The sequence below is a fragment of the Gracilibacillus salinarum genome (genome assembly GCF_022919575.1).
In the GTDB taxonomy this organism is placed as follows: Bacteria; Bacillota; Bacilli; order Bacillales; family Amphibacillaceae; genus Gracilibacillus; species Gracilibacillus salinarum.
This window is the reverse complement of the sequence record NZ_CP095071.1, coordinates 4,469,542-4,484,458: the sequence shown is the minus strand read 5'-3', so window position 1 is coordinate 4,484,458 and position 14,917 is coordinate 4,469,542. Positions and strand designations below refer to the sequence as shown.

General features: G+C 39.3%; 11 protein-coding genes. 7 read left to right on the top strand and 4 right to left on the bottom strand.

What is annotated here, in order from left to right; translation table 11 throughout:
- Nucleotides 1–227: 227 nt before the first annotated feature.
- Nucleotides 228–767: a glycerol-3-phosphate responsive antiterminator gene (locus MUN87_RS20885; protein ID WP_244743754.1), complete on the bottom strand. Its 540-nt coding sequence runs from the start codon at nucleotides 765–767 to the stop codon at nucleotides 228–230.
- Nucleotides 768–1,134: 367 nt separating this feature from the next.
- Here MUN87_RS20885 and ppc point away from each other — a divergent pair, with 367 nt between their 5' ends.
- The 7 genes from ppc to MUN87_RS20850 all read left to right on the top strand — a co-directional run bounded on the left by ppc (nucleotide 1,135) and on the right by MUN87_RS20850 (nucleotide 10,267).
- The gene (gene ppc / locus MUN87_RS20880; protein WP_244743753.1) at nucleotides 1,135–3,888 is read left to right on the top strand and encodes a phosphoenolpyruvate carboxylase; all 2,754 of its coding nucleotides are present in this window, start codon (nucleotides 1,135–1,137) and stop codon (nucleotides 3,886–3,888) included.
- A 297-nt stretch (nucleotides 3,889–4,185) separates the two neighbouring features.
- The gene (locus tag MUN87_RS20875; RefSeq protein ID WP_244743752.1) at nucleotides 4,186–4,482 is read left to right on the top strand and encodes a spore morphogenesis/germination protein YwcE; all 297 of its coding nucleotides are present in this window, start codon (nucleotides 4,186–4,188) and stop codon (nucleotides 4,480–4,482) included.
- 113 nt (nucleotides 4,483–4,595) lie between these two features.
- Nucleotides 4,596–5,717, top strand: coding sequence for a glycerate kinase (locus MUN87_RS20870; protein ID WP_244743750.1), 1,122 nt, complete (start codon nucleotides 4,596–4,598; stop codon nucleotides 5,715–5,717).
- 96 nt (nucleotides 5,718–5,813) lie between these two features.
- Complete coding sequence (locus MUN87_RS20865; protein WP_244743748.1) at nucleotides 5,814–6,764, top strand: ribose-phosphate diphosphokinase; 951 nt, start codon at nucleotides 5,814–5,816, stop codon at nucleotides 6,762–6,764.
- Nucleotides 6,765–7,579: 815 nt separating this feature from the next.
- On the top strand, nucleotides 7,580–8,335 hold the full coding sequence (locus MUN87_RS20860) for an ABC transporter permease (RefSeq protein WP_244743747.1): 756 nt from the start codon (nucleotides 7,580–7,582) through the stop codon (nucleotides 8,333–8,335).
- A gap of 21 nt (nucleotides 8,336–8,356) precedes the next feature.
- Nucleotides 8,357–9,130 (top strand): ABC transporter ATP-binding protein, encoded by a 774-nt coding sequence (locus MUN87_RS20855; protein ID WP_244743746.1) that lies wholly within the window; start codon nucleotides 8,357–8,359, stop codon nucleotides 9,128–9,130.
- 66 nt (nucleotides 9,131–9,196) lie between these two features.
- The gene (locus MUN87_RS20850; RefSeq protein ID WP_244743744.1) at nucleotides 9,197–10,267 is read left to right on the top strand and encodes an ABC transporter substrate-binding protein; all 1,071 of its coding nucleotides are present in this window, start codon (nucleotides 9,197–9,199) and stop codon (nucleotides 10,265–10,267) included.
- A 708-nt stretch (nucleotides 10,268–10,975) separates the two neighbouring features.
- On the opposite strand, the gene MUN87_RS20845 is transcribed toward MUN87_RS20850, so the two are convergent.
- The 3 genes from MUN87_RS20845 to MUN87_RS20835 form a co-directional block, all read right to left on the bottom strand.
- Entirely contained in the window at nucleotides 10,976–12,556 is a 1,581-nt protein-coding gene (locus tag MUN87_RS20845; protein ID WP_244743743.1) for an IS3 family transposase, read from the bottom strand.
- Between the two features lie 223 nt (nucleotides 12,557–12,779).
- Entirely contained in the window at nucleotides 12,780–12,971 is a 192-nt protein-coding gene (locus tag MUN87_RS20840; protein WP_244743741.1) for a hypothetical protein, read from the bottom strand.
- Nucleotides 12,972–13,108: 137 nt separating this feature from the next.
- Nucleotides 13,109–14,914, bottom strand: coding sequence for a DUF2264 domain-containing protein (locus tag MUN87_RS20835; protein ID WP_244743739.1), 1,806 nt, complete (start codon nucleotides 14,912–14,914; stop codon nucleotides 13,109–13,111).
- Between the last annotated feature and the right edge of the window lie 3 nt (nucleotides 14,915–14,917).

Below are 14,917 nucleotides of genomic sequence, written 5' to 3'. Positions count from 1 at the left end.
GCGCTGCAGCTGGACATGGCTGTTCAGGTTAGAAAGCGATACGACAACTTATCATTTTATGCTTTCTTACCTAACAAAAAAATCCACACAGCGACTGACGTATCACGAGTAAACTCTTGATACGAATAAGTGCTGTGTGGACTCCAATTCTCCGACACGTTTTTTAACTTGTGTGTATAAGCATATCGAATCTTTTGACATACGTCAAACATTTTATGGAATGTACCTCACCATAAAGACCGGCGAGATGTCGTAACAGCGACCGCTCCACTTTGCATAGCGCTGGCAATCTCCTCTTCCGTTTTGATTAATCCTCCTGCTATAACTGGGATTTTTGTTTCCTCTGCTATTTCACTGATTACCGATGGGATTATACCTGGTAACACTTCGATATAATCAGGTTTCGACTTTGTTATTAACGCAATATTTTTAGTAACTGCAGAACTATCAATAGCAAACAATCTTTGAATGGCTACAATACCATTTTTCTTAGCCAAAGCAATCACGCTAGCTCTGGTGGAAACGATACCATCTACTTTGATCTGGCGCACAAGAAATTCCATGCCATATTGATCAACCTTCAATCCATTAATAAGATCAGCGTGGACCAAAACACGCTTTCCTCTCTTTTTAGCATAATGAACCAGTTGTGGTAATTGTGCTATTCTTGTTTCCAATAAGATAATTAAAGACTGCTCGTCATTTTTTAACAAAACTTCAAAATCTTTCATTTTTCGCACTGCTGGCAAAACCCCTTGCAGCTCCATGCCTTCCACCCCTGTCTACTGAACATTTGCGAATATCTATTATTTAGCATAAACTTAATAGAGAATGGTACACAACTATTCTACTTTTTTTAGTTTGATTTTCAGATAATTAAGATAATAAAGAAAAATTATTACTCATTTTCTGAAAAACATGTTATGATAATAGATGTGTCTATTTTATGTCGTATTTTCATTTATTTTGTAGTGCAATTATATGAATCGTGCATTTCATATGCTCAAATCAAGTCCTCTAACCAATTCCAGCCAATTTATCTACTGAAGACAATTCAGATGCACAACATTATGAACTTAATACTTAAAACGTAACATCATTGTTGAATGAAAACTTGAAAGGAAGTGGGATACAATGGCAACAAGCTTTGAGGAGAAATCTAATATTTCATTAATGAAAGACGCTGACTACTTATCGAAAATCCTGGACGATGTATTATTACACGAAGGTGGAGAGGCACTACTAAACACAGTAAAAGAGATACGTGTACTATCTACCGAATCTAGAGACAAACAAGATACGACAACACAAAACAAAATTAAAGAAAAAATCAGTGAATTAGAGCCTGAGTTACGAAAAATGGTTATTCGCGCATTTTCCATTCACTTACACTTACTTAATATCGCTGAGCAAAATTACAGATCAAGAAGACGTCGTGAATATCAGGCACAGGACACGAATATTATTCAACCTGGCTCGCTTGAAGCAGGGGTAAAGACTTTAATTGATAACAATGTAACTCCTGAACAAATTACCGACTTATTAGAGAAATTATCGCTAGAACTTATTATGACTGCCCACCCAACAGAGGCTACGAGACGAACTATTCTGCAAATTCACAAACGAATTGCTCGCCTGTTAACACAGTGGGACTATTCTTATACACGTTACGAAAAGAAAATGCTTCAGGAACGAATTGCAAATGAAATTACGTTCTTATGGCAAACGCAAGAAATCAGACAAAAGAAACCATCTGTCATGAAAGAAGTTTCGAATGGCCTCTACTATTTTGATAGGGTTCTTTTTGATGTTTTACCAAAAATTCATGACGATTTAGAGGATTTACTGTACGAACGCTATAAACATCGCTGGAAAATACCTTCTTTCCTTCGATTTGGTTCATGGATCGGCGGGGATCGTGATGGTAACCCGAATGTAAAAGCTACGACAACTTTTGAAACATTAAAAAACCATCGTGCATTAGTACTTAAAAAATATAAAGAGTCATTAGAAACATTAAAAGACAGACTCAGTCATTCTGTTTCTAAGATTGAAATCAGCGAAGATCTAAGAGAATCGATTTTAAAGGATCAGCAAGCTTTACAGTATAATGGCTGGCACAAAGAAGACGAAGTGTACCGGGTAAAATTATCATTAATGCTTAAGAAATTAGACTATACGGAACAAGATCATGACCTAGGTTATGCAAAATCAGAAGAGTTACTGGCAGATTTATACCTGATCCGTGAAAGCATGAAGGTTCACCATCCGACACATAACCCTGTTAAATTATTACGTAAAGTGATTCGTCAAGTTGATTTATTCGGTTTCCACCTTGCCTCACTTGATATACGTAATCACAGTGGCGAACATGAATCTGCGTTGACTGAAATTTTTGAAAAAGTAGACATTGTCAAAGAGTATAATTCTCTGGATGAAGAGGAAAAAGTAAATATATTAACATCAACTCTAGAGAATCCTCGTCCGATGATCTCTATTTATGATGAATTCACACCAGAAACGCTCGAAGTCATCGATACATTCCGTATGATTAACAGAGCACAGGAGACGTTCGGACTTCGTGCTATTGAAGTGTATTTAATTAGTATGACAGATAATGTGAGTGACTTATTAGAAGTATTAGTACTTGCTAAAGAAGCAGGACTATATCGTGTTCATCCTGATGGAAGAGTTGTCAGCAGAATTCATGTTGCTCCCCTTCTTGAAACAATCGATGATCTCAAGAACGGTCCGGAAATGATTAAAAAATTATTTAACATTCCGCTGTATCGCAAACACTTAGAAGCTCGTGGTGACTTGCAAGAGATCATGCTTGGTTATTCTGACAGCAGTAAAGACGGCGGAAATATTACGGCTAACTGGGAATTGTATCAAGCACAACAAGAAATTCATGATATTGCCTCAAGCTATGGGGTTAAATTAAAATACTTCCATGGACGTGGCGGATCACTCGGCCGTGGTGGTGGACCTCTTTACTCAAGTCTACTCTCACAACCAGCGGTTACGTTAGGTGATGGTGTAAAAATTACCGAGCAAGGTGAAGTATTGTCTTCCCGCTATTTATTAGAAGATATTGCTTACCGCAGTCTTGAGCAGGCTACATCTACTTTACTAACAGGTATTATGGGACTTAACGATGACCATGAAAATATGGTTCCGGTCCAAGAAGAAGTGGAAGCTATGAGTACTATCTCAGAATACGCACTGAAAAAGTATCAGTCCCTTGTATTTGAAGATCCAGGATTTATTCAGTACTTTAACGAAGCGACACCTTTACATGAACTTGGCGACTTAAATATCGGTTCTCGTCCAATGAAACGTAAAGGCAGCAATCGATTTGAAGACTTACGCGCCATTCCATGGGTATTCGCATGGACACAGAGCCGTCAATTATTGCCAGCTTGGTATGCAGCCGGTACAGGCTTCAAACAATATATTGATCAGACAGGAAACCTGGAATTACTGCAGAAGATGTATCAGCAATGGCCATTCTTCCATGCAACTATTAATAATCTGCAAATGGCACTAACTAAAGCAGATATTAATACAGCTCAGGGCTATGCGGATATGATGGAAGATAAAGAAATCAGCTCCCGCATTTTCGGTGCAATTAAAGAAGAATATCAAGTTACAAAAGACATTGTTCTTAAAATTACCGGACAAGATGAATTGTTGGATAATCGCTCTAACATTAAGGACTCGGTAAGACTACGTAATCCACTAGTAGATCCGTTAAACTTATTACAAGTGCAGCTTGTCTCACAATTACGTGCAGAAGGTGAAGAAAGTGAACATTATGACGAATTATTAATGGAAGCACTGCTTACCATAAACGGTGTAGCAGCAGGCCTTCGCAACACAGGCTGATCCATCCTGTATATTAAACAGCCAGTACTTTTTAACGTACTGGCTGTTTTTTTCTATGCAAAAAAAATGTTAGTACCCCATAAACATCCTTCTGGCTTGAATGCTTTCTCCATTTTCTAAAATTTTTTCGTGAATTCACTTTTATTTTTATTCAAATAAGGGAAACAATAACTATATCGTGAATTTTTTTTAACAAATTTGTGTCTAAATTTTGAATTAAATGTTACAACTTTATGAACAACTATGATATACTATTATTGTAAACACTTACAGATTTAAATTTTATTCATTGAGGTGATGATGATGGATATATTGTTAATCTTTTTATTAGTATTTAGTTGTACACCATTTATATTATGGGGAGATAATTGGAAAAAAACAGCCATCGGGCAAATTCCATTGGTCGTTGGTGCATGGTACACCTTCTATCAGCATATGACTGCAGGAATCGGGACTGGCGAAATGCTGCTGTGGGGTATCTTCTTTGCTAATATCGTATACGGCCATATCGCATTTACCATCGTATTGCTTGAAATGCGCAAAACAATTAAACAAAAACAAATCATAAAAAAATCAGTAGAGTTTTCCAAGTGATGTCAATGTACATCACTTTTTTTATTTATAAATTGTACTTCGACTTCGATTGTGTGAAAGCGATATCTTCGGTATAATTTAAACAAATCGTTTTAAATTATGGAGGGACAACTATGCAAATTGTTGTAGCACCAGATTCATACAAAGGGAGCCTGTCCGCAACAGATGTAGCCGAAACCATCAAACAGGCAATTGAAGCATTAGGTGATCACAACGTTATTACTAAACCTATGGCAGACGGTGGCGAAGGAACGATAGAAGCCATCTTATCCGCCTCATCAGGTGAAGAAATCCAACTGTCCACGTCAGGTCCGTTAGGTGAAACCATTCAGACAAGCTACGCTATTATCGATCAAAAAAACGCGATTATTGAAACAGCTATGCATGCAGGACTGTATCAAGTGACAGAAGATAAAAGAAACCCTGATTTAACTACTACATACGGAATGGGTCAAGCGATACTCGATGCACTTGATAAGGGCTGCAAGAAAATTATAGTTGGATTAGGCGGAAGTGCTACCAATGATGGCGGTCTCGGCTTATTACAGGCGCTTGGCCTAGAGGCCTATGACGAGGATGGAAATACAGTAGATATATTTGGAAAGGACTTATTGCGTATCACGTCTGTTAATCTGGAAAAACTAGATCCAAGATTAGCTAAGATCGATTTACGGATCGCTTGTGATGTAGACAACCCGTTGTGTGGTGAGCTTGGAGCAAGCAATGTATATGGTCCGCAAAAAGGTGCCACAACTGATCAAATACGTCAATATGATCAGGCATTAGATCAATTCGCAAAACTGATAGAGAACCAGATGGGTACTACTTTTAAAGACATTGCTGGTGCTGGAGCAGCCGGTGGTCTAGGCTTTGCATTCCTTACTCTTGGCGGCAGCTTGCAATCAGGGGCGAAGCTGATAGGAGAAGCAATTGCATTACCTGAGGCTATTAAACAGGCTGACTTGGTCATCACTGGTGAAGGACAGAGTGATGAACAAACGCTATACGGAAAAGCACCAGGATATGTAGCAGAACTTGCCAATAATTATCATGTTCCAGCTGTCCTGCTTTCTGGTAGCATTGGTGGAGATACAACAAAATTACGCAAACATTTTGCCGGCTGTTTCTCGATCGTAAATCGCCCTTTATCACTCGCAGAATGCATGTCGAACACATCTGCCCTCTTATCAGAGCAAGTCAAACAAATTATCTCACTTATACAAGCATATAAATAAGTCGTGATATTACGGACTAAGATGGATAACTTGTGACACAGTTGGCTTTTTGCGATAATATGGAATGGAAACAACAACAATGAGGAGGTCTTTTGCTTGAATGATACATACCATAATAGCAAATTAAAAGTATTTGCATTGAGTTCAAACCTTCCACTTGCTGAAGAAATTGTCGAACATATCGGAATTGATTTAGGAAAATCATCTGTTAAAACGTTCAGTGATGGGGAAATACAAATTAATATTGAAGAAAGTATCAGAGGCTGTGATGTATTTGTCATTCAGTCTACTTACGATCCAGTTGAGGATCATATTATGGAATTACTAATAATGATAGATGCATTGAAGCGAGCTTCTGCCCGATCCATTAATGTCGTCATGCCTTATTACGGCTATGCCCGCCAGGATCGCAAATCACGTGCAAGAGAGCCGATCACTGCCAAACTAATTGCAGATCTTATTCAAAAAGCTGGTGCACACCGGATGATATCGATTGACTTGCATGCCCCACAGGCACAAGGATTCTTTGATATTCCGGTCGACCCGATTACCGCTGTTCCAATTATCGGAAGTTATCTGGATGCAAAACAATTAGAAGATATCGTTGTGGTAGCACCAGATCATAGCAGTGTGTCACGTGCTAGACATTTAGCGGATCAGTTAAAAGCTCCAATCGCCATCGTCGATCGACGTGGCCCACGGGACAATGCATCTACTATTAGCATTGTCGGTGAGGTTGAAAATAAAACAGCGATCATCATTGACGATATTATAGATACCGGCCATCGAATCTCAACAACTGCAGAATCGTTACAAAATCATGGTACAAAACAAGTTTATGCTTGTACAACTCACCCTGTTCTTTCAGGATCTGCTGTAAATAAAATCCTGGATTCCGGTATTAAAGAATTGATCGTTACCAATACAATTCCGCTAAATGAAGAAAAACAGGTAAACAAAGTAACCCAGTTGACTGTTGCACCAGTAGTGGCAGAAGCCATTATCCGTTTATATGAACAACAATCCGTCAGTTCTTTATATAAGTAAAGATGAAAAGCAGTACGATGAAACATCGTACTGCTTTTTCTATCGATCAATAAAGTATATAAGTGCAGTCACAGCAGTAATGATATGGAGCATGAAGTTAAGTTCCTATAATATGGATTATGTAAACTAAGGCTGTATGGCAAAACGGTCATTTTGAAATATTTTATCTGCGTTGCAAAGCTCCGGAAATAGGCTCCGATTCCTGTGGGCACGGCTTCAGCTAGGCTACTACTTGAATAACATCTGTGCTGCCTTGTGCCGAGGAAGCTCACTTCGAAGCGTTACTTGCAGACACAGGCACAAATAAATGGATCTTCAGCTCGTGCTGAGGCATGAGGAGTCTCCGCCTATTTCCTACGCTTTAGGGAAGTGCTACAACGTATGGAACAGCTAAAAGCAGTGGTTCTATGCATTATGTTATTATTCATTCAATTCCTGTTATATATAGTGATGAGTGATCAATATGCTAACTCTTACAAACGTTGTGGAGTACCACTCCTAGCGTAGGCCAACCACGGAGACTCCCGCGGGTTTATGCAGGCGCTGAAGATCCACTTTGTGAAGCGATCTTCTTCACAAAGTTAGCTTCAGCCGTGCCCCACAGGATGCGGAGTGGTTGGCCGAAGCGGTATCCCAGCACATTAAATATCTCAATATGGATGCTTGGCAGCGATGGCTAGTTTACATAATCCATATTATAGGTAGTTATAAATCACTATCTCCCCCCCCTTCTTTGTAAGGTTTTTCAACATATTTTTTGGCACACCTTATGGGCGAATACATATGATAGGCATATAAAGAGAGGAAGAGGGATCATGCGTATAAAAATTTCTTTAGCACAGTTGATCACCATCTCCTCCCCATTGTGTTTACTAGTAATATGGGAATTTTGTTCCCAATTTTCCATACTGGATCCACGATTCTTTCCACCACCAACATTAATACTGAAAACACTTATACAAATGGGAGAGTCTGGTGAACTATTTCATCACATTTCGATCAGTTTAAGACGTATTGTACTAGGTTTCTTGCTTGGTGTGATACCAGCGATTTGCATAGGATTATTGATGGGAATGTACCGTTATTTCCGACAGTTCTTTTCACCAATTATTATGATTTTTATGCCAATCCCAACTATTGCAATGCTGCCAATTATTTTAATTCTTTTTGGTATCGGAGAATTTTCAAAAATGATCACTATTGCGATTAGTGTCTTTTTCCCGGTCGCGATTAACACTGCAGCTGGTGTCGCCAATATAGATAAGATCTATTTAGATGTTGCAAAAAATTATCAAGCTAGCGCAAAGGACTTCTTTTTCAAAATTGCTCTGCCGGGTTCACTTCCAGTAATGTTAGAAGGAATTCAGATGGGTCAGGCAATTGCTTTACTAACCATCGTTGCAGCAGAAATGATTGGGGCAACATCCGGGATTGGTTATTTGATCTGGATGAATTACAGAGCATTTTTATTACCAGAAATGTATGTCGGTTTAATTCTTATTTCGTTTTTTGGTTACTTTTTCTCCTTATTACTTAGAGGGCTCGAGCGGAAATTATTACCGTGGAAATAAAGCAGAAAAGAGGGATAAAGTATGTCAAAAATAGTGATCGATGATTTATCAAAGCAATTTATTAAACGGGATAAGTACATTCAGGCAGTTGAACAGATTACCTTAACGATTAATCAAGGGGAGTTCGTTTGTTTACTCGGACCGAGCGGCTGTGGAAAAACAACTTTACTGAGAATATTAGCTGATTTAGAAAAGCCAACTAACGGATCTGTCCACATTCAACAAAATGATAAAAAGAAGCCACTACAGTCCATGGTATTCCAAGAGAACGGTATTATTCCATGGCTCAGCGTTGAAGACAATGTAGCGTTTGGATTAAAAATGAGGCATTTACCGAAAAACTACATTCGAGAACGTACTGATTATTATTTAGAGAAGGTTGGCTTAACGCAATTTAAGCACCTTTATCCTAAAGAATTATCTGGCGGTATGAAGCAGCGAGTCAGCATTGCTCGCGCTTTTGCGAACGACCCTGAAATTCTGTTAATGGATGAACCTTTTGCTGCTTTAGATGAACAAAACAAATTTATACTTCAGGAAGAACTATTGTCCATTTGGCAAGAAACGAAAAAAACAGTTCTGTTTATCACCCACAGTATTGATGAAGCATTATTGCTCAGTGACAGAATTTTGTTAATGAGTGCGCAACCCGGCAGAATCATTCAAGATATTCACATTAATACAGAAAGGCCGAGATCTATCGAGCAAGTGCGATCCGATTCCACGATGACACAAACATTTTTAGATGTATGGGAGCATCTTCAAAATGAAGTCAAAAAAGCCAGGCTAAAGTGATTTAGTGAGACTAACGGGGGTCTTACGGACGGTTAGCTCCGTGATAAATTAGATGGAGGAATAAAAATGAAAAAATGGATTTTTCCAATGATGGCTATTGTTATGTTTGTATTGCTTAGTGCGTGTCAATCGTCAGAAACAACGGAAAAGGAAAAAACGGACAATGAAGATCCGTTAGCACCGTTAGAAGAGACGGCCAAAGTGGTAATTGCAGAAGACGGGTCTGCTTCAGGGGCTGGTTTTTATATCGCCAAGGATAAAGGTTATTTTGAAGAATACAATATTGAAGTGGAATTCGCTACATTCGGTAACAGTGACGAAATGTTACCTGCTGTCGCTTCAGGTGAAGTAGATGTCGCCGGTGGTATTTCCACGGCTTCTTTCTTCAACTCGATTGCACAAGGTATTGACGTTCGATTTATTGCGGATAAAGGGCATAATAATGAAGGTAGCTCATATTTCACATTCGTCGTGCGAGAAGATTTAAAGGATGAGATTACCGAATATGCCGATGTGAAAGGTAAGAAAATCGCGGTATCTTCAGAGAATTCAGTTGACGACTACATCTATCATGAAATGTTAAAGCATGCTGGCATTTCACCTGATGATGTGGAATTTGTATTAATGAGTGATTTTGGTAACATGATGGCAGCAATGGGAAATAAGCAGGTTGACCTTGCTTTACAAATTGAACCTTTAATCACACAGGGTTCAAATCAAGCCATTCATCAACGCTTTTTAGATGCCACTGATTATGCTCCTGAAGCTCAAATTGCGATGGTTCTCGGTTCTCCAAAGTTTTTAACGGAAAGACGCGATGTAGCACTTCGCTTTATGGCTGCTTATTTACGAGGAGTTCGTGATTATAACGACGTATTTGTTAAAGGGGAAGATGATGGTGGTGAAGTGATCTCGATCATGGCCAACCACACCGCCTTAAAAGATGAGGAACTTTGGAAAGAAGTTGGTGTAACTGGATTAAATCCAAATGGTTACATTTTTGAGGACAACGTCATCGACCAATACGAATTGTATAAAGAGAACGGTGCTATCCAAGGAGAATTAGATTTTGATAAAGTGATTGATATGTCACTCGTTGAAGAAGCCCTTGATCTTATCGGAAAATACGAAGAATAAAACTACAGCCTCCTTTCTTCACGCTTTAGTGTGAAGAGTAAGGAGGCTTTTATGTTGCTCCAATAAGACAAAACAAACATAACCCCGATCAGTTCAAATGATGTAATAATTTTATACTACTACCTATAATAGGGATTATGAAAAGTGGAACTGTATTGCAATGTGTCATTTTGATAATTATTATATGCTTAGCAAAGCTCCGGAAATAGGCTCCGCGTCCTGTAGGCACGGCTTCAGTTAGGCTACTACTTGAATTACTTCATCGCTGCCTTATGCCGACTTCGAAGCAATGCTAGCAGACACAGGCACAAATAAAGTGGATTTTTAACTCGCGCTGAGGTATGAGGAGTCTCCGCCTATTTTCTACGCTTAGAGGAAGTGCTGCAACGTATGGAACAGCTAAAAGCAGTGTTTCTAGGCATTATGTCATTCATTTAATTGCTGTTATATATGCAGTGATCAATATGCTAGCTCTTACAGAAGTTGTAGAGTCCCTAACCTAGCGCAGGCCAACCACGTAGACTCCCGCGGGACAGGCAGGCGCTGGAGATCCACAACGTCTGCACCTGCGTCTACTAGTAAAGCTTCGAAGTAGGCTTCCTCGGTGCAAGGCAGCAGAGAAGTATTTCGGGTAGTAGCCTAGCTTCAGCCGTGCCCCGCAGGACGTGGACCTCCCCCTGTCAAGTAAACAACTAAAATAATAAAAGACTAAGCTACTGTATTTTCAAAACATTCCATCGGGGTATAACCATTTAATGTTAGTTGTAAACGTTCATAATTGTAAAAGTGAATATACTCCGTAATGGCTTGTACTAATTGAGAAAAGGTTTGATATTCTTGTTGATGTAGATAATATTTTTCGCATTTTAATGAACTCCAAAAGCCCTCCATCGGTCCATTATCAATACATTTCCCTGGACGCGACATACTATGTTGTAGTCCTGCATTCTCCACGATTCGTTTAAATCCATACGAGGTATATTGTACGCCTCGATCCGTGTGAATGAGAGGGTGCTCGCCGTCTGATAACTCGTTTAAAGCCTCAATCAACGTATCAAATACCAATTCATTGTTATTCGCTCTTCTTATCTTAAATGCCACAATTCGGTTTTCGTTTAAATCTAATATGGCGCTTAAATAAGCTTTGTTCCCTTTTCCGTACTTAAATTCTGTCACATCTGTTAACCATTTCTCATTCGGCTTATCTGCGTGAAACTCGCGATTTAAGATATTCGCTGCTGTGTGCTCAGGTCTTGATGGTATATAGGATCTGGTTTTTCGTCGTATAACTGCTTTTATCCCTTCAATATCCATTAATCGATAGATACGCTTGTGATTGATCGGATGCTCAAATTTTCTTTTTAACTCGCTAGTCATTCGCAGATAACCAATTGCTTGATCCCATTCATCGTACAACTTACGTATCTCTTGTAACAATTCTCGATTAAACTGATCTTCCTCTGTATCTTCTCGGATTAGCCACCTGTGATAGGCACCACGATTAACCCCTGCCACCTCACACAATAGACAAATTGAAAAGGCCGTTTCTTTTTGTAGTTGTTGAATCACCTGATAGAGATGCTCATGACGTACTCTAGTTATCGTCGTGACCACCTCCTCTCCTAGCTCGTCCCACTTTTTTAAGAAAGCCACCTCTGCACGCAATCTTTCATTTTCCTTATCTTTTTCTCGATTTTCACGCTTTAGTTTCTCCTCTTTCGTTAAATCAGCCCATGGTTTTGGTTTTCCACGTCGATCCTGAAGTCCATCCCAGCCTTTAGCTTCATATTTCCGTATCCATTGATATACCTGTTGATAAGAAACACCATACATGTCAGCGGTGTATTGGTAATCCTTATCATGATATAACGCAAATTTCACGATTTCAATGCGTTCTGTCATCGCTGTTGGTCGTCTTTTAACCGTCATAGAGAATCCCCTTTCTTCAGCACGTGCTTGTCTCTTCCTATACCGATTATACTTTTTCAACCAATTCCTTAAAACCGATGCATCTGATATATCATGCATTTCTGTCACTTCTCGAACTGAATAGTTCCCAGATAAATAATCTCGGATGGCTTTACGTTTCCGTTCCTTCGAATAATATTGAATCTCACCTTGTTTATTTAAACCTTGTTTCCCTTCTTTTTCTACGATTTTGGCCCATTTCTTAACGGTAGAATGATGCACACCGTATTTTTTCGTCATCTTCTCCAACACACGGCCTTCATTTTTATATTCTTGAACCACTTTCCATTTGAATTCTGTTGAATAATATGGACGTCCCACAATTTGTTTCCTCCCTTTAACAGTTTATTTTTTTTATTTAAGCTGTCTACCCTAAAGGGAGGTTATCAACGCGGAGTGGTTGGCCGAAGCGGTATCCTAGCACATTAAATATCTCAATACGAATGCTCGGCTAGCAATGGCTGACATAACCCATATTATCAGAACCTACACTATTATTTCCTCAATCTTAAGCAAAAAGAATGAAATAATTGCTTTCTTAATCTTATAGAAAAAATCCTAAGATCATTCCCAGCAGGAAAAGGGCAAAAAACCCACCAAATAAGAGATAACCAATTATTTTAATCGGTTTCGGTAATCGCCCTCCTCTATTAACAGGAGCTCCTTCTGTTTGCTGCATATGATCTATTACATCATTAAACGGCTTATTCTGCTGATGATCATCATGATTTCGCATAAAAGCCTCCTTTGGTTAAAATAGTTGATTGATTTACTTTTATCAGTGCTATTCCAGCTTCAATATTTCAACCTGTCACCTCTTGCTTCTACCTTAACATAGCCTGCAGGAATACATCTTCCTGCAGGCAGCTTTTATTATTTCCCAACTAAATCCGCTAATGCTATTGTTTGTTGACCGATAGATACTATATTATTTTCCAGCGATGGTGGTGAAGACTGCTCTTCAGAAGCAGGAGAACCATAGAAGGCATGAACGAATAAATGGTTCCCTGCTTCTATCGACGCTTCAATCGTTGGAAGCACGGTTCGTTTCTCCATTATATTTGTATTGGCATTAGGAAAATAACATTTCGCTATTCCTTGTTTATCTAATGAAAGTGCAGATACTTTTCCATTGCCAGTTTCTGCGGATCCATACTCACATTTATTCTCCACATCTTGATCAGATAACCCTAACGAGAATCCACCATCCGCGATATCTAAAGGTCTTGCTGTTTCAATTTGATGAATCCTCACATGCCATGGTAATCCGGGTATCAGCCATGTTTTGATCGTAACATCATGCCAAGGATTCCATTTGATAAATATATGATCCTGCTCGATTCGTTTCTCCACGATTTTTTGCTTCACACGATACTGGTTATCCTGCTCACTTACTGCAAGCATGCTGTCAAAAGCACCTTGATCGAGTCCGAAATTGGCTCGTGGTACACTAAAACCGAAGTAATTAGAATAAACAAACTTCTCGTATTTGGCTGATGTGTGCGTGTGTCCATTCGTATGCTGATATCCTGTTGTAAATGCGGCAACATGATCTGCAGCTCCATCACGGACAAGCACCATACTGGCATTGGCCTGGATAACCTGTTCATCAGATAAAGATAATGCTTTTTCTTCCGCTTCCCAAAATGGGTGATCATCTGCTAACGCCAAAATCAAAAAAATTTTAAACCCCCAATACGGTGAACCTGGCGCATTATAATTTTCAGCCATATGTACATTAGGATATTGGTATCCAATGGACAACGTTCCATCTGGCAGAAAGATATCCTGTTTGCTCCAATAGCGCAAATGATTAAAAATAATCCCTTTAACAACACCAGATGGTACATTGGATAATCCTGCGAAAGCATATGCACTCCAAAAGGATGCTTGTGCAAAACGGTAAGTTAAACTTCGCCCATAAGGCAGTGCACGCCCATCAGCAGAGAACCAGTGAATGAAATCTTCTGCAAATCGTTCCGCTCGTTGTTTATATTTCTGTGAACGTTCAGGGTCATCCTTTTCCATGATTTTGGCATAGAACAATCCATAATAGTGAATCGCGAATGGTGTATAGTAATCGACGTGAGCGACTTCTCCATCCTGATACCAGCCATCGCCAATATAAAAATCATCAATTCTGTCCAAATGTTGATCGATCGTTTCCTGGCTATATGCTGCTCCCACTTTTTTTAAACCGATATTCACGATAACGGCAAAAAACAGCCAATTACAATCATGCGCTTTGTGCTGATTCACTTGACGCAACCATTGAACAAGATTTTCTTGCTGTGAACTTGTAAGCGGCTCCCAGACATATGCCGGTGCCAGACATAGCGCATATCCGAATGCTGCCATTTCCACAATTCGTTGATCATAATCGGCAATATCCCCCCAATAGCCATCACAACTAGGATCAGTGCCATTAATTATTCCTTCTAAATGTTTCGGCCATAAAGCTGCTTCTCCTTTTGCCTTTAATAGTGGAGCCGCTCCCCACAACACACGAGAAAAACATTCTAAACCAGCGACATGCTCTGGATATGCTGCTGCCGTCTGCCCTACTCGAATCCTTGAGTGATATGGATCATAATAAGGATCTAACGGCTGCCACATTGATTCTGCTAACTTGGCAATATCCTCTTTTGTATGTAATGAATGATGATGCAATACATCCATGTT

Excerpts from the sequence above, each read along its gene's own strand:
- MUN87_RS20885 (WP_244743754.1), bottom strand. The coding sequence starts at position 767 with ATGGAGCTGCAAGGGGTTTTGCCAGCAGTGCGAAAAATGAAAGATTTT.
- ppc (WP_244743753.1), top strand. The coding sequence starts at position 1,135 with ATGGCAACAAGCTTTGAGGAGAAATCTAATATTTCATTAATGAAAGAC.
- MUN87_RS20875 (WP_244743752.1), top strand. The coding sequence starts at position 4,186 with ATGATGATGGATATATTGTTAATCTTTTTATTAGTATTTAGTTGTACA.
- MUN87_RS20870 (WP_244743750.1), top strand. The coding sequence starts at position 4,596 with ATGCAAATTGTTGTAGCACCAGATTCATACAAAGGGAGCCTGTCCGCA.
- MUN87_RS20860 (WP_244743747.1), top strand. The coding sequence starts at position 7,580 with ATGCGTATAAAAATTTCTTTAGCACAGTTGATCACCATCTCCTCCCCA.
- MUN87_RS20855 (WP_244743746.1), top strand. The coding sequence starts at position 8,357 with ATGTCAAAAATAGTGATCGATGATTTATCAAAGCAATTTATTAAACGG.
- MUN87_RS20850 (WP_244743744.1), top strand. The coding sequence starts at position 9,197 with ATGAAAAAATGGATTTTTCCAATGATGGCTATTGTTATGTTTGTATTG.
- MUN87_RS20840 (WP_244743741.1), bottom strand. The coding sequence starts at position 12,971 with ATGCGAAATCATGATGATCATCAGCAGAATAAGCCGTTTAATGATGTA.
- MUN87_RS20835 (WP_244743739.1), bottom strand. The coding sequence starts at position 14,914 with ATGGATGTATTGCATCATCATTCATTACATACAAAAGAGGATATTGCC.